This window comes from Accumulibacter sp. (assembly GCF_023806565.1).
GTDB lineage: Bacteria > Pseudomonadota > Gammaproteobacteria > Burkholderiales > Rhodocyclaceae > Accumulibacter.
Genome location: NZ_JAMTDV010000128.1, coordinates 49,963 through 64,812, shown reverse-complemented (window position 1 = coordinate 64,812; position 14,850 = coordinate 49,963). Strand labels below are relative to the sequence as shown.

12 protein-coding genes and 1 pseudogene are annotated in these 14,850 nt (G+C 62.7%); 7 read left to right on the top strand and 6 right to left on the bottom strand.

All coding sequences use genetic code 11. The features are described from left to right. Nucleotides 1–30 precede the first annotated feature (30 nt). The 3 genes and pseudogenes from NFV80_RS15470 to NFV80_RS15460 form a co-directional block, all read right to left on the bottom strand. Nucleotides 31–1,625 (bottom strand): annotated as a pseudogene (locus NFV80_RS15470) (KAP family NTPase). A gap of 631 nt (nt 1,626–2,256) precedes the next feature. Continuing rightward, entirely contained in the window at nt 2,257–4,233 is a 1,977-nt protein-coding gene (locus NFV80_RS15465; RefSeq protein WP_296759251.1) for a DEAD/DEAH box helicase family protein, read from the bottom strand. Between the two features lie 161 nt (nt 4,234–4,394). Then, nucleotides 4,395–6,275: an MFS transporter gene (locus NFV80_RS15460; RefSeq protein WP_295330078.1), complete on the bottom strand. Its 1,881-nt coding sequence runs from the start codon at nt 6,273–6,275 to the stop codon at nt 4,395–4,397. Nucleotides 6,276–6,580: 305 nt separating this feature from the next. Here NFV80_RS15460 and mgtE point away from each other — a divergent pair, with 305 nt between their 5' ends. The 3 genes from mgtE to NFV80_RS15445 all read left to right on the top strand — a co-directional run bounded on the left by mgtE (nt 6,581) and on the right by NFV80_RS15445 (nt 10,224). Then, on the top strand, nt 6,581–7,975 hold the full coding sequence (mgtE, locus tag NFV80_RS15455) for a magnesium transporter (RefSeq protein WP_295330076.1): 1,395 nt from the start codon (nt 6,581–6,583) through the stop codon (nt 7,973–7,975). Between the two features lie 87 nt (nt 7,976–8,062). After that, nucleotides 8,063–8,587 carry a hypothetical protein gene (locus NFV80_RS15450; RefSeq protein WP_296759247.1) on the top strand — a complete coding sequence of 175 codons (525 nt, stop codon included), beginning with the start codon at nt 8,063–8,065 and terminating at the stop codon, nt 8,585–8,587. Between the two features lie 278 nt (nt 8,588–8,865). Then, nucleotides 8,866–10,224, top strand: a complete 1,359-nt coding sequence (locus NFV80_RS15445) for a CorA family divalent cation transporter (protein WP_295330072.1) — start codon at nt 8,866–8,868, stop codon at nt 10,222–10,224. Nucleotides 10,225–10,370: 146 nt separating this feature from the next. Here the strand turns inward: NFV80_RS15445 and hemL are convergent, their stop codons facing one another. Genes hemL through NFV80_RS15430 form a run of 3 tightly spaced genes read right to left on the bottom strand, consistent with a single transcriptional unit; the run spans nt 10,371 to nt 13,117 of the window. Continuing rightward, nucleotides 10,371–11,657, bottom strand: a complete 1,287-nt coding sequence (gene hemL / locus NFV80_RS15440) for a glutamate-1-semialdehyde 2,1-aminomutase (RefSeq protein ID WP_295330070.1) — start codon at nt 11,655–11,657, stop codon at nt 10,371–10,373. Beyond that, nucleotides 11,626–12,294, bottom strand: coding sequence for a thiamine phosphate synthase (gene thiE, locus NFV80_RS15435; RefSeq protein ID WP_295330068.1), 669 nt, complete (start codon nt 12,292–12,294; stop codon nt 11,626–11,628). The genes hemL and thiE overlap by 32 nt, the downstream gene beginning before the upstream one ends. Then, nucleotides 12,287–13,117: a hydroxymethylpyrimidine/phosphomethylpyrimidine kinase gene (locus NFV80_RS15430; protein WP_295330066.1), complete on the bottom strand. Its 831-nt coding sequence runs from the start codon at nt 13,115–13,117 to the stop codon at nt 12,287–12,289. The genes thiE and NFV80_RS15430 overlap by 8 nt, the downstream gene beginning before the upstream one ends. A gap of 115 nt (nt 13,118–13,232) precedes the next feature. Here NFV80_RS15430 and NFV80_RS15425 point away from each other — a divergent pair, with 115 nt between their 5' ends. The 4 genes from NFV80_RS15425 (at nt 13,233) to NFV80_RS15410 (ending at nt 14,830) form a co-directional block, all read left to right on the top strand. Next, nucleotides 13,233–13,421 (top strand): rubredoxin, encoded by a 189-nt coding sequence (locus NFV80_RS15425; RefSeq protein ID WP_295330064.1) that lies wholly within the window; start codon nt 13,233–13,235, stop codon nt 13,419–13,421. A 126-nt stretch (nt 13,422–13,547) separates the two neighbouring features. Beyond that, the gene (locus tag NFV80_RS15420; protein ID WP_295330062.1) at nt 13,548–13,907 is read left to right on the top strand and encodes a response regulator; all 360 of its coding nucleotides are present in this window, start codon (nt 13,548–13,550) and stop codon (nt 13,905–13,907) included. Nucleotides 13,908–13,943: 36 nt separating this feature from the next. After that, on the top strand, nt 13,944–14,306 hold the full coding sequence (locus tag NFV80_RS15415; protein WP_295330060.1) for a response regulator: 363 nt from the start codon (nt 13,944–13,946) through the stop codon (nt 14,304–14,306). A gap of 14 nt (nt 14,307–14,320) precedes the next feature. Beyond that, nucleotides 14,321–14,830, top strand: a complete 510-nt coding sequence (locus tag NFV80_RS15410; protein ID WP_296759241.1) for a chemotaxis protein CheW — start codon at nt 14,321–14,323, stop codon at nt 14,828–14,830. Nucleotides 14,831–14,850 lie beyond the last annotated feature (20 nt).

The following is a 14,850-nucleotide window of genomic DNA, read 5'->3' as shown; positions in this document are numbered from 1 at the left end:
TCAGGATAAAATCCGGGAACGTCAAAACCCTCACCCAACCACCAGCCTTAGCTTATTCCACCCCGGTGGCTGTCCAGACGACCGAAACCACCGCAGCTGTCGCAGTCCACGATCGTCGCTCTCGAACGCTGAGTAACGCGGCAGGTACTCAATAAGCGTCTCAATGGCCTCGTGGGCAAGGATGCCTGTGAAGTTATGAGATTGATTAACGAGCACCCTCCAGAACTGGTCGTGCGCATGCTCTCCTTGCCCCAAATCAAAATCCGGCGATGTGAGCACTGAAGCGATGGAAGTGCCCTTCCGGACCCGTTCCACGGCATCTTGGTACAGCACAAATGTCTGCTGCGGCTCGGGTGTCGCGAAGCGCACGATGAGCTTCAGGTAACTCTCCAGGTTCCTGAGTTCCTCAAAATTGAAGCACGCGCGCGACCTGAGTACGGCCTCTTCGACTTCGGTGCGGGCTCCAAGGTCCAACGCTTCAACCTCAAACAGCTGAGTCAGTAGGAATCGTGCTGAACCTTGATGTTCCGCCACCGCCTTCGAGAACGCCTCGGAGTTCTTGAACTCGCTCTCTCCGTACTCGCGACGCACAGAGAAGGTGCCGCTGCGTCCCTCGGTTTCTTCGGCGTAAATTTGTCTGAACAAACCAGGGTAGTTCAGATGCAGCAGCATGAGGTTGATGAGGTCTCGTCTGTTGAAGTCAGTCCGGCCTAAATTGGTCTTCTCAATCTGCATGAGAAGTATCGCGTTGACGAAACGCTTCAACTTCCGCATGTCGCCAACCAGAGGCAAGTACTTTGCAGCCAGTTCACCGTCCAGAATTTCTGCCAACTCGCTGAGTACAGCGCCAAGCTTGACCATCGTGTCTGGGGGCACAGAGCCCAGCTGGCTCTCTGCGCGTTCCCAATCGCGCCGCAAAAAGTTGCGAAGGCTAGAGCTGTCGACGAAGAGGCTCAGCTTGACCGTCACAAACTTTTCCAAGAACTCGCGCGCTCTCGACCCCTCCTCCCAGCCGCCCGCAAGGACCTCTGTGTCATAGTAGAGGACATAGGTAGCCTGAGAGAGCTTGAACGTGCGCCTCGTTGCGAACAGAACGTTGTGGTCTTCGCGTCCAAGCGATCCAAGTCGTCGATGACGATGATTACGCGGCGGCCGATGCGGCGAAGGACTTCGTCAATGTCATCGAGAAGTTCATCGACCGTCTCCTGCGAGGGCTCCATTGAAACCTTGAAGCCCAGGAACGAAACGTCGGCCTTTCCCTTAATCAATCGGGAGTACCGGGACGCTGCGGGCCTGTACTCTGGAGCGAAGACCTTGCTTTGAATGGCGGCGGTCAGGTCCCGAATCAGGCGGTCCGCAAGGTCAGGCTCTGAGGCATAGCGGAGCGGCTCGAATCGACAGACGATGACCTTGTCCCCGGCGCTTTCCCAATAGCGTTCAGCAAGGTTGATGAAGCTGGTCTTGCCGACACCCCATTGACCGTCGACACCAAAGACCAGCCCTGAATTTGCACCGCTTGCGAGAACTGTCTCTGCGAACGACTTTACCTGAACCTCGCTCGCCAGCAGATCGTCCTTCTCGTCGCCGATTTCCTCGTCCGCAATGAAGTACAGCTGCGAAGGCATCCTTGTCGGCCTTGGCCGGTAGTGCTGAATGAGGGGCGACAACAGCACAACGGAGAGAAGGAGAAAGACGACGGGCGCCCAGTGAGGATCCGCCGACTTCAGCGCCGCATGGAACTTCGAGAGCCACGGCGAAGCCAGTTCGTTGGACCAGACTCCGACAACTATCGCCAACAGCAGGTCAAGTCGAAGACTGCGGCCCATTCGCGCAGCGGCCACGAAAGCACCCCGTTTGGCCGCATAGATCAGACATAGCACCAGTCCGGCGAGGATTCCGACGACCTTCGCCCAGAGCGCAATGTCGTCCAGCTCTTGCGCGAATCCGGCGCCAAGGCAGAAAGTCGCCCGGCACACCTCCGCACCCACGAGACCAACAACGAACAACCTGGCAAAGACCAAGAGTTCGGGCATCTTCATCGTTGGCTTGTTGGCCGCCATCACCTACTGCTCCCTATGCGGCGTGGACTCGCCGCGCGCCCGCCGATCTCGAAGTCGACTTTCCGAGCGTTCAAGCGTGCCGACTCCTCAGACCGGTTCTCTGTACTGAGGGGAAGTGCAATAGCGCCCCGAAGAGCTGACGCACCCTCCCTAGCCCGCCGCATTGATCGAACGGCGCGTAGCCGAAGTGCTCAGTCTACTGCGGTGAGCTGTCCTCGCGCGAGTCCGGCGCCTGCACGATGCCGCGCGACAGTTCCTTCAGGCCCTGGCCGCCGGCTTCCGTCACCAATTTGGCGCGCTCGGCGTCGGTGAGCTGCGCGTCCAGCCGCGCCAGGCGCACGGCCACGCTGGAGAGCACCTCGGGCTCCACGTTGCCCAGGCTCACGGCCTGCAGCAGCGCGTCCAGCGGCACGCTCTTCTTCTGGTCCATCGGCCGGCTGTCGGTCTTGTCGCGCTCGCACACGCCCACGCAGTCGACGATGACGAACTGGTCCTTGTGCACGTGCTCGCCGGGGTTCACGCCGCGCAGGTCGTCGTCCTTGATCACGCGCACGCCGCGGCCCTTCATCTGCTCGAAGAAGCTGCGGCTCTTCACGCTGCGCATGAAGACGACGATCTCCACCGGCTTGATGTCGGTGCCGGTGGCGATCATGTCGACGGTGACGGCGATGCGCGGGTAGTAGCTGGTGCGGAAGGCCTTGATCAGCTCCTCCGGCTTGCTGCCCGTGGTGCGGTAGGTGATCTTCTGCGCGAACTCGTTGCCGCGGCCCCACTCCTCGCGCAGGATGCCGACGATGGCCTCGGCGTGGTTGTCGTCCTTGGCGAAGACCAGCGTCTTCGGCAGCTCCTGCCGCTGCGGGAAGAGGTCGCTCTGCCAGCGGTCGCGCAGCGTGCGGGCGATGGTGCGGATCTGGTCGGGCGTCTGCACGCTGCGGTCCAGCTCTTCGGGCGCGTACTCGAAGTCGTCGTCGAGCTGCGTAGTTGCCAACTTCAGGCGCCGGGCGCGGGTGGGCTTGTCCAGCACCTGCAGCCAGTAGCCGGCTTCCACCGTGGCGCCAGCCTCGGTGACTTCGGTCTTGATGCGGTAGATGTCGTAGTTGACGTTCACGCCGTCGGCCACCGCCTGCGGGTGGCCGTACTCCATCACCAGGTTCTGGTTGAAGAAGCCAAAGGTCTGCTTGTTGGGCGTGGCGGCGAGGCCGATCAGGTAGGCGTCGAAGTACTCCAGCACCTGGCGCCACAGCTTGTAGATGGAGCGGTGCGCCTCGTCGGTGACGATGATGTCAAAGGTCTCGATCGGGAACGCCGGGTTGTAGTCGATGGGCTCCGGTTCCTTGAACAGGCTCTCCACGCGCTCGGTGGATTTCCCGTCCGCCTCCTCCGGCAACTCGCCGCCTTTGAGCATCGAGTACATGCGCTGGATGGTGCAGATGCAGACGCGGGCGGTCTTGTCGAGCTGGTTGCTGGTGAGGTGCTGGACGATGTATTCCTCGCCGAACCTATAGTTGTTTATGGGCGAGACGTACTGGTCGAACTCCTTCCTGGTCTGCCGGCCCAGGTTGCCGCGATCCACCAGGAAGAGCACGCGCCGCGCGCCGGCAAACTTGATCAGCCGGTAGAGGAAGCTGATGGCGGTGAAGGTCTTGCCGCTGCCGGTGGCCATCTGGATCAGCGCGCGGGGTTTGTTCGCGGCGAGGGACTTTTCCAGGTTGCGGATCGCGGTGATCTCGGCGGGCCAAAGTTTGTGCTCTCCCCACTCGGTGACGAGCGGCGGTATCGCGCGCACGCGATCGAGGAAGGTGCCCAGCTCGTACGCGGCCGGGGTTTCGTTGGCCGCGCGGGCGGCGGCGGGGCCGGGGCCGAGCGCGAGCCAGTCCGCCAGCGTTCCGGCGGTATGGAACGCGAACACCTTGCGGGCGCGCGGCTCGGGGTCGAGGCCACTGGTGAAATGCGTTTCGGCGCCGGTCGACTCATAGACGAAGGGCAGCGGCCGGCGCCAGGCCGGCAGCGACTGCGGCAGGCCCTGCGCGTAGCGCGCCGACTGCACTTCGACGCCGGTGAGCGTGGCACCCTGCCTCTTGGCCTCGATGATCCCGGCGGCCTTGCCATCCACGTAGAGCAGGTAGTCGGCCGTGCCGTGTCCCTCCGCAAGCGGAAACTCCCGCAGTGCCACGCCGCGTGCCGCGTGCAGGTCGGCCGCGCTGACGTCCTGCGCCGCTCAGCGGGCGGCGGCGAGCAGGCGGTCGATCTGCTGGCGTGCCAATCGCTCGTCGGGCTGCAACGCGGCCAACACGGGAGGCACCCCGCCCGGCGGCGCCGGGCTGCGGCCACTGTTCAACGCCAGTCGCCGCGCAGCCCGGCGACGATCGCCTGCAGATGCTCGGGAGTGGCCAATTCGGGCAGGACCGGCGAACCGACGACCAGCGCGATCTTCGAGAACAGGCCGCGGCGCAGCGGCTTGCTCATCGCCGGCCCGTCCTTGCGGCTGAAGAAACTGCCCCACAGGCCCTGCAGGGCCATCGGGATCACCGGCACCGGCGTGCGGCCGACGATGCGCTGCACGCCGGGGCGGAATGGATGGAGTTCGCCGGTATCGGTGATCTTGCCTTCGGGGAAGATCGCCACCAGTTCGCCGGCCTCGAGCGCTTCTGCCACTTGCTCGAAGGCCGCTTCCATCATCGCCGCGTCCTCCCTCGCCGGGGCGATCGGAATCGCGTGCATGTGATGGAAGACAAATCGGATCAGCGGCGTGCGATAGATGCGGTGGTCCATGACGAAGCGGATCGGCCGCCGGCTGGCGGCGGCGATGACGATCGGGTCGACGAAGCTGACGTGATTGCAGATGAGTACCGCGGCCCCCTCCTCCGGGATGTTCTCGATGCCCTGCTGGCGCAGGCGATAGACCGAGTGAATCAGCAGCCAGGCAATGAAGCGCAGCATGAACTCGGGCACCAGGCTGTAGATGTAGACCGCCACCGCGGCATTGCATAGCGCGGCGATGCCGAACAGTGCCGGGATCGTCACTCCGTTGCCAAGCATGCCGGCCGCCGCGAGCGCGCCGCAGACCATGAACAGCGCGTTCAGGATGTTGTTGGCGGCAATGATTCGCGCCCGCTGTTCGGGCGGACTGCGCAACTGGATGAGCGCGTACAGCGGCACGATGAAAAAGCCGCCGAACAGACCGAGCGCCAGCAGATCGAAGAGCACTCGCCAGGTGCTGTGCAGCGCCAACAGGCCGGTCAGTGTCAGCGGCGCGCCGGCCGGCAGCAGCGAGGGCGAGGCAAAGGCGAGGTCGACGCCGAAGAGTGTGAGACCTATGGAACCGAACGGGACGAGACCGATTTCGACGTGCCCCGCGGACAGCTTCTCGCAGAGCAGCGAGCCGAGTCCGATGCCGACTGTGAAGACGGCCAGCAGCAGCGTCACCGAAGTCTCGCTGCCGCCGAGGACGTTCTTGGCGTAGGCGGGAAACTGCGCGAGAAACAGCGCGCCATATAACCAGAACCAGGAAATGCCCAGGATGGAGAGGAAGACGGTGCGGTTCTGACGCGCGAAGCCAATGTTGCGCCAGGTTTCCGACAGCGGATTGAGGCTGACGACCAGTTCCGGAACGGGTGGCGGCGCAGTCGGAATGCCGCGGCTGCACAGATAGCCGAGCGCGGCGACCAGCAAGCCGGCCATCGCCACCCAATTCGGATGTCCGGCGGCGCCGGCCAACAGCCCACCGGCGAGCGTGCCGATGAGGATGGCGACGAAGGTGCCGGCTTCGACCAGCGCGTTGCCGCCGACCAGTTCGTCCTCGCGCAGGTGCTGCGGCAGGATCGCGTATTTCACCGGCCCGAACAGTGTCGAATGCAGGCCGAGCAGGAACAGCGCGGTGAGCAGAACCTCCAGGCTCTGCGTCGAAAAGCCGAGCAGGGCGACGGCCATGATGACCATTTCGAGCAGCTTCACCAGTCGCGCGAGCTTCGCCTTGTCGTACTTGTCGGCCAGTTGCCCGGCCGTCGCCGAGAACAGGAAGAACGGTAGCATGAAAATTCCGGCTGCCACGTTGCTCAGCACTTCGGGGGACATCGTCGTCCAGCTGGCGGCGTGGAAGGTCAGCAGCACAACCAGCGCATTCTTGAACAGGTTGTCGTTGAACGCCCCGAGAAATTGCGTGCCGAAAAAAGGGGCGAAGCGGCGGGTATGGAGCAGGTCGAACTGGGAACTCATGCGGTTTTCCTTTTTGTGGAAAACAAGTGTAGTTCCCTCGAAAGGCAAGTCAAGCGACAGCACCGCTCGCGACCGCGAGCGCCGCCGACAAGACGCTGGCGCAGGCGTACGCTGCCGCGCGGACTGGTCGGACGGGCCGAGGCGCGAAGATGGCGGACACCGGGTTCGCCGCCTTGCGGGCACTCCTCGTTGTCATGATCTTGTTTCAAAGAGGTCACTTTGTGTTATAAGCCTAGCTCACTCAAGGGAGCACACTGTTTGATCTTGCCCCGCCGGGCAATTCCACAGTCAATGGGAGTCAGACCATGTTCATAGATACCGAGGGCAAGTCGCCCAAGCCGGAAGACGAAGAAAGTTCGAAAGAGAAGCTGCTGGTCGAAACGATTGGCCGCCTCTACGACTACAGCGCGCACCGTTCGCTGAAGAGGATGCTGGCCAAGATTGCTCCCGATGATCTGGCGAGAATTCTCGAAGCGCTGACCAGGAGCCACTCGGCAGGGGTTTTCTGCGACATCCAGGAAAAGGAAGTCGCTGCCGAAGTGCTCAAGCTGGTTTCGCCCGAGTTGCGCGAGCATCTGCTGACCGAATTGCCTCCGGCGGTGCTCTCCGAACTGGTCCTCTACCTGACTCCCGAAGACCTGACCGACCTGTTGGGCGCGCTCGACGAAACGCAGCGCGACCGTTTGCTGGCGATCCTGCCCAAGGACGACCAGGAGGACGTCGAGAACCTGTTGCGCCATGCCCCCGACACCGCAGGCGGCATCATGACGACCGACGTCTTCTCGCTGCCGCTGGACACCCCGGTCGAAGACGCGATCCAGGCAATCCGCAGCCGCGAGGAACAGGATACGGTCTTCTACCTCTACGTCACCGGTTTTGGCGGCCGCCTGGAAGGCGTGATTTCACTGCGACAACTGCTGCTGGCTCCGCCGAACGCACGGCTCGAAGAGCTGATGAACACGCAAACCATCAAGGTGACGACCGATACCAAACAGGAAGCGGTTGCTCGTCTGGTGGACAAGCACAACCTGCTCGCGCTGCCGGTAGTCGATGCCGATGGCGTACTGGTCGGCGCGGTCACGGTGGACAACGTACTCGACGTCATCCAGAGCGAAACCACCAAGGAAATGCTGCGGATGGCGGGTACCAGCGAGTCGGAGATTCTCACCCACTCGCCGTTCCGCATCGCCCGCATTCGTCTGCCCTGGCTGTTGGCGGCGTTCGGTGGCGGACTGGCCGCGACCGGGGTGATCGAACACTTCGAAGGAATTCTCGCCAAGGTGCTCGCGCTGAGTGCCTTCCTCCCGGTGATCATGGGCATGGCGGGCAACGTCGGCGTGCAGTCGGCGACCGTCGCGGTGCGTGGTCTGGCGACGGGCGCGATCGATCTGCACCACACCGGTCGCTTCCTGTTCAAGGAACTGCGCGTGGGCGCGATCCTTGGCGCGCTATACGGCAGCAGCCTTGCCCTTTTCGGCTATTTCGTCCACCACAGTCTTCAACTCGGCCAGGTCGTTGGCCTGACGATCTTCGGCAACATGACCGGAGCGGCCGTTCTCGCAGTCGTGCTGCCAATGATGTTTCACCGGCTCAAGATCGACCCGGCAATCGCGACTGGACCATTCGTCACCACCGCCATCGACGTCCTCGGCGTGCTCAATTATTTCGCCATCGCCACTGCGATCTATGGTCTCAACTGAGCGCCGCACGCACGGGCGTGAAATGCAAGCACCAGCGCAGGATCCTCGCTCGTCCGCTGGCAACAGTTCCCACGACAGGAGGCAGAAATGGTACGACCTTGTTTGACATTGGCGACGATGGCTCTGACGACCTTTGCCGGCCACGCGCTGGCACAGGTCACGCAAGCACCGGGAGAGACTTCGGTCAAGCTGATTGCTGCCGATTTCGCCCCGGAGGACGGAAGGAGTTACGACCCGAAATGGGCAGGACCGCCGAGAAGAGCGTGGACCGAAGCCGACAGGAAGCTCTACACGCTGACCGCGAAGCTCTCGATACCGGCACAGGAGGATTTTTCTGTCGCCTTTCTGGTTCGTGAAAACAAGACCTGGGATTTCGACCCGGTGCTCGCATCGGTGATCGTCAGTTTCGCCCGCGGCGATACCAGCGCGCAGGGAACGTTCTGGTTGGTGTGCAACAAGGAAGGCCGGATTCAGGGCAATCTCGGACGTGAATTCGACGGCTACGGAAATCTCTACCTGAAAGCCAACGCCCTGGTCACCGATCCGCTCCTCGATACCTGGAAATTCTCCATTTCGGCGCCGACGATTCCGCATCAGGTGCAGTGCAGATAAGCATTTCCGCATTGCTCATCTGCTTCGCATGTAACCGAGAAGATTCGTCCCAGCGCGCGCCGGATTCGCGATCCTGATGCCGGGCCGTGCCCGTGGGAGGGCATGCGTGTCGACACCGCGGGTTTGCCGAGACCGATCGCAAGCTCCTGCATTTGCACAGGAAAGACGCCTGGCGTCTTCCCCCGGCTCATCCGGCCGTGCTAGAATTTCGCGCTTTGCGAGGCAGTCAACGGGAGATTGGCAAGATGGGCGAAGAAAAGAAATCGAATGCATCCAGCATGGAACCGCGCAAGGGCATCGCCGACGTTCACCTGACCGAGGTGCGTTCGCTGCTCTCCCTGCAAAAACTGGTCGAAGACCTCGTCCCCGACCCGGATGCACACAGCCAGAACGAACCGGACCCGGAGATTCAACAGCAATATCGCAAGGAGCTTCGCGACAAGCTCAAGCGGATGCCGGCGAAGGAAATCGCCTACATTCTCGAATCGCTCGAGCCCAACGAGCGCTTGGTTGTCTGGGATGAAGTCAAGGAAGGGGCCGACCCGATCCTGGCACTGCTCTCCGACGACGTTCTCGAAGAACTGATCGACGACAGCCACTACCGCAACGAGAAGACGGTGATCACCGCTTTCGAGTTGCGCGAAGGCAAGTTGCGCCAGATCCAGGTGCATGGCCCCGACGATCTGAAGGACGTGCATCCGATCTGGGTGGACCTGATTGCCCCGACCAAGAAGATGCGCACCTGGCTTGGCGAGATGTTCGATGTCGAGATCCCGGACCCGAGCAGCCTCACCGACCTCGAAGCGAGCGCGCGCTTCTACGTTGAGGACGACGGCGAGGTGCATCTGCACTCCGACTTCCTGCTCGATACCCGCGACGAATCGCGCAACGTCCCGGTAGCGCTGATCCTGCACAACGAAATCCTGTTTACGGTGCGCACCGAAGAGCTTCCGGTGTTTCGCCTGCAGCGCGCACGCGCGCGCACCCGGCCCGGCTACGTCAGCGACGGCAAGGATGTTCTTCTCGATCTGTACGCCGCCGACGTCGAGTATTCGGCAAACGCCCTTGAGGACGTATACGGCGAACTCGAAAAAGTCGGCACGCAGGTCCTGCAGTCGCACATCACCGACGTCGAAGCCTCCCAGATACTGGCTGGCATCGCCGAGGCCGAGGATCTCAACGGCCGCACTCGCCGCAGCGTGCTGGATACCCGGCGCGCGCTCTCGTTCCTGATGCGCGGCAAGCTGCTGTCGGAGGCGCAACATGCCGATGTGCGCGAGATCCTGCGCGACATCGAATCGCTCGACGGCCACACCGCTTTCCTGTTCAACAAGATCAACTTCCTGCTCGACGCCACCGACAGCGGCATCAACATCAACGCCAACAAGAAAATCGAGCGCCTGACGATCATGACGGTCACCTTCATGCCGATCAACATCCTCGCCGGCATCGGCGGAATGTCGGAGTTTTCGGACATGGCAAAGACCATGGAATGGTCGCTGGTCACCACCTACGGCGCCTTTTTCGCAGCGATTCCCGTAGTCTCCGGAGTGACTTATCTCTGCCTACGCTTCATGGAAAAACGCGAGGCCAAGCGCGGACGTGGACGTACCGGCGGCATTCGCCGCACTGCATGAACGAGGCCGCGGCGAACGACGGCGAAATTCGCTGGCCATTCGCGGCGCACTGACCGACCGGTCGGACAATCGGCTAGCCGCGATTTCGCGAACCGCGGCGAGTCACCATCGGCCACCGGCGAATCGAGCCCGGCATCGCCGCAAATTCATCGCCAGGAGCTGAAAACGTCTTCGGCCGCGGCGACGGTGGCGGAGATATCCGGCTCGCCGTGCGCGGCCGAAACGAAACCCGCCTCGAAGGCCGACGGCGCGAAGTAGTGGCCGGTGTCGAGCATGGCGTGAAAGAAGCGTTTGAATGCCTGCGTGTCGCACTCCATGACTTCGGCATAGCTTCGCGGGCACTGCGAGCGGAAATAAAGACCGAACATGCCGCCGATCGACTGCGCAGAAAATGGCACGCCATGCCTGCCAGCAACGCCGACCAGCCCGTCTGCGAGTTGCCGGCTGCGCTGCGCCAGCGTCTCGTAGAAGCCTCGCTCGCGCAACTGCTGCAGCGTCGCCAATCCGGCCGCGACCGCCACCGGATTGCCCGACAGGGTACCCGCCTGATAGACCGGACCGAGCGGCGCGATCCGGCTCATGATTTCGCGCCGGCCGCCAAACGCGCCGACGGGCATGCCGCCGCCGATCACCTTGCCGAGCGTCGTCAGATCCGGGGTAATGCCGTACAGTCCCTGCGCGCCTTGCGGGCCGACGCGGAAACCGGTCATCACCTCGTCGAAAATCAGCACCGCCGCGTGCCGGCTGCACAACTCGCGCATGCTCTGCAGGAACTCGCGACTTGGCGCGACCAGGTTCATGTTGCCGGCAACCGGCTCGACGATCACCGCGGCGATGCGCGAGCCGTGCTCGGCAAACGCCGCCGCGAGCCCGACGCTGTCGTTGTAGTCGAGAACCAGAGTGTGCCGAACGAAGTCGGCCGGCACCCCGGAAGAGCTCGGGTTGCCGAAAGTGAGCATTCCCGATCCGGCTTTGACGAGCAGGCTATCGGAATGACCGTGGTAGCAACCCTCGAACTTGATCAACAAATCGCGCCCGGTGAAACCGCGCGCCAGGCGGATCGCGCTCATCGTCGCTTCGGTACCCGAGCTGACCAGGCGGACCATTTCCAGCGAGGGCAGCATCTCGCACAACAACTCGGCCATCTCGACCTCGCCTTCGGTCGGCGCGCCGAAGGACAGGCCATCGCGCACGGCTCTCTGTACGGCCGCCAGCACTGCCGGATGCGCGTGCCCGAGGATCAACGGCCCCCAGGATCCGACGTAGTCGAGATAGCTGCGGCCGTCGACGTCGCGAACGCGGGCGCCGGCACCGGCGGCGAAAAAGCGCGGCGTACCGCCGACCGAGCGGAAGGCCCGTACCGGCGAGTTGACGCCACCGGGGATGTGCTGCTGCGCACGCTCAAATAGTTGCTGACTGCGGGAAGTCGTCATCGTCTTGCTCGCAAAGTTGTCGATAGGCAGCGGCACGTGCCGCCACGTCAGGTGCGTCGAACAGGTCGCTGATCACCGCCAGCAGGTCGGCACCGGCAGTCAGCAGCGGCCGCGCATTGTCGATGCAAATTCCGCCGATGGCACAGGCGGGCACCCGCAGTTCGCTGCGGCAGCGGGCAAACAGCGACAGCGGCGCGCGCTCGGCCAGTGGCTTGGTCGGCGAATGGTGCACAGCTCCGAACGCGACGTAATCGGCGCCCGCCGCCACTGCGGCGCGCGCGCGCGCGAAGTCGGCATAGCAGGAGGCACCGAGCAGAGCGCCCGGGCCAAGCGCCTGCCGCGCCGCCGACAGGTCGCCGTCGGCGGCGCCGAGATGGACACCGTCGGCGCCTATCGCCAGCGCCAGCGCGAGATCATCGTTCACCAGGAGGCGGGCACCTGCCTGCCGACAGAGATACAGCAGGGCGCGGGCAACCTCGCTGCGTCGGTCGTCGTCCCGACTCTTGTCGCGATATTGGACGAGTACCGCGCCCCCACGCAAGGCTGCAGCGACGCGTCCGAACAGGTCCACCGCCGGCAGATCGGTCGGCGTCACGGCATACAGGCCACGCAGGCTCCCGTTGACCACTTCAGCCACCCTCCCCACCTCGAGCGGCGTAGGAATGGGCGAATCGATTCGGAATGAATTGCCCCCTGCCCGGCCGGAAGCCGGCCGCCAGAGCCTGCCAGGTGTACTCCTGCGCGGCCCACACCGCCTGCTCCACGGACATGCCCCTGGCCAATTGGGCGGCAATCGCCGAAGCCAGCGTACAGCCCGAACCGTGGTAACTTCCGGGCAGGCGATCCCAGGCATCGCTGCGCAGCGCGCCGAGCCGCCGGGCGTACAGCGTGTTCACCACGCGCTCGCCTGGTTCATGGGTACCGGTCACCAGCACGTACGCGCAGCCGAGGGCGAGCAGGCTGTCGGCACACTCGGCAAGAGTCCGCTGTTCGCCAGGCAGCAGGCGGCGGGCTTCGAGCGAATTCGGCGTCAGGATCGTCGTCAACGGTATCAGCAATTCACGCACACCGACTATCACTTTGTCATCGACCAGGCGTTCACCGCGCCCGGAAGCGAGCACCGGATCAAATACCAGCGGGATGCCGGGGTGCTCGGCGACGATTTCGGCGATCGCCGCGACGTTCTCGATGCTGCCCAGCAGACCGATCTTGAAAGCGGCAACGGGAATGTCCGCCAGCACGATCCGCGCCTGCTCGCTGACGCAGGCCGCATCGACCGGCAGGACGCGGCGAACACCGATCGTATCCTGCACAGTGAGGGCCGTGGTCACCGACAGAGGATGACAGCCGAGAGAAGCAATCGTCATCAGGTCCGCCGGCAGACCCGCGCCCCCCGAGGGATCGTTCGCGGCAAAGGTCAGAACAATCGGCGGCAGGGCCTGTGCGGAGAAAGCGTTCATCAGGAATGACTGGGTCGGCGAGAGCCGGCCGCCGATAAATCTTGGCAGCCGCAGAAAGGTTTGGCTAGAATCCGCAGATTTTCTTATCGATTCTAACTGAAAACCGCCAACAATCATGAATACAGCAAGTGACGAACCGTATCGCACGTGGATGTGCCTGACCTGTGGTTTCGTTTATGACGAAGCGGCAGGAATGCCCGACGAGGGACTGCCAGCGGGTACCCGCTGGCAGGATGTGCCGATCAACTGGACCTGTCCGGAATGCGGAGCCCGCAAGGAGGATTTTGAAATGATCGAAATCTGAAAGCAATGCGGTATAGTAATGCTGGCAGGGAATCATGCTGGACCCGGAAATCAGACAAGACGGTTACCCGCGACACTCTGGAGGAGAGAATTGGCTGAAGCGGCAAACCTGCGCGGTGTCAAGGTCATGGTCATCGATGACAGCAACACGATACGACGCAGCGCGGAAATTTTTCTGGTGCAGGCCGGTTGCCAGGTCCTGCTCGCGGAAGATGGTTTTGACGCCCTGGCCAAGGTCGCCGATCACCAACCCGAAGTAATCTTCTGCGACATCGTGATGCCTCGTCTGGATGGCTATCAGACCTGCGCCCTGATCAAGAAAAATCAGCGATTCCGCTCGACACCGGTAATCATGCTCTCCTCCAAGGACGGTCTGTTTGATCGTGCCCGTGGCCGTATGGTCGGCTCGGATCACTATCTGACAAAACCGTTCACCAAGGACAGCCTGTTGCAAACGGTGGCAACCTTCGCGCCGGCAGCAGCCTGAGGGCTTGCCACAGACAGCTAGGGAAACCGGAAGAAAATGACCATCAGGAAAATTCTCGTTGTGGACGATTCACCGACCGAACGCCATGTCCTCGCGGCATTGCTGACTGGTAGCGGCTATGAGGTCATCACCGCCGAGAGTGGTGAAGAGGGTATCGCCAAGGCGAGAAGCGAATTGCCGGACCTCGTCCTGATGGACGTCGTCATGCCCGGGCTCAACGGCTATCAGGCAACCCGAACCTTGACCCGCGATCCGGTGACGAAGGACATTCCGGTAATCGTGTGCACCAGCAAAGGTCAGGAAACCGACCGAATCTGGGGATTGCGACAAGGTGCGAGGGATTACCTGGTCAAGCCGGTCAACGGCCCCGAGTTGCTGGCCAAGATTGCAGCGCTCTGAGTGGCGGCAAGAGCATGGCGAAGAAAATCAGCCTACATGAATTTCAGACCTACCTCGCGGCGCGCCTCGCCGGCACCAGCAACCAGAGTTCCGCTGGCCTCATCGGAATTCAGGCCGGTTCCGATTTCTGGCTGCTCGACCTTGCCGACTCCGGGGAAATCGTTCCACTGCCGGTATTGACGAAGGTGCCCCTGACCAAGGGCTGGTTTGCCGGAATCGCCAACATTCGCGGCAATCTGTACTCGGTCGTAGACCTCTCCGCCTTTCTCGGCCGCGAGGCGACTCCCCAGAACACCAGTTCGCGGCTCCTGCTGATCGGCACCCGCCATGGCAGCAATGCTGCCTTGCTCGTAACGCGCATGATCGGTCTGCGTAATATCGAAGCCTTGACCCCGGCAGCGATTGCTTCCGACGCGCCGCCGTGGGCCAATGAAGCATACACGGACAAGGATGGACGCCACTGGAACAGACTCAAGGTGCGCGAACTGCTCAACGACCGGATGTTCATGGACATCGCGGCTTGAGCCCGCCTGCCGAGAAATCC

Bases quoted from the DNA above. Each gene is read 5' to 3' on its own strand.
- NFV80_RS15460 (WP_295330078.1), bottom strand. From the start codon at position 6,275: ATGAGTTCCCAGTTCGACCTGCTCCATACCCGCCGCTTCGCCCCTTTT.
- mgtE (WP_295330076.1), top strand. From the start codon at position 6,581: ATGTTCATAGATACCGAGGGCAAGTCGCCCAAGCCGGAAGACGAAGAA.
- NFV80_RS15450 (WP_296759247.1), top strand. From the start codon at position 8,063: ATGGTACGACCTTGTTTGACATTGGCGACGATGGCTCTGACGACCTTT.
- NFV80_RS15445 (WP_295330072.1), top strand. From the start codon at position 8,866: ATGGAACCGCGCAAGGGCATCGCCGACGTTCACCTGACCGAGGTGCGT.
- hemL (WP_295330070.1), bottom strand. From the start codon at position 11,657: ATGACGACTTCCCGCAGTCAGCAACTATTTGAGCGTGCGCAGCAGCAC.
- NFV80_RS15430 (WP_295330066.1), bottom strand. From the start codon at position 13,117: ATGAACGCTTTCTCCGCACAGGCCCTGCCGCCGATTGTTCTGACCTTT.
- NFV80_RS15425 (WP_295330064.1), top strand. From the start codon at position 13,233: ATGAATACAGCAAGTGACGAACCGTATCGCACGTGGATGTGCCTGACC.
- NFV80_RS15420 (WP_295330062.1), top strand. From the start codon at position 13,548: ATGGTCATCGATGACAGCAACACGATACGACGCAGCGCGGAAATTTTT.
- NFV80_RS15415 (WP_295330060.1), top strand. From the start codon at position 13,944: ATGACCATCAGGAAAATTCTCGTTGTGGACGATTCACCGACCGAACGC.
- NFV80_RS15410 (WP_296759241.1), top strand. From the start codon at position 14,321: ATGGCGAAGAAAATCAGCCTACATGAATTTCAGACCTACCTCGCGGCG.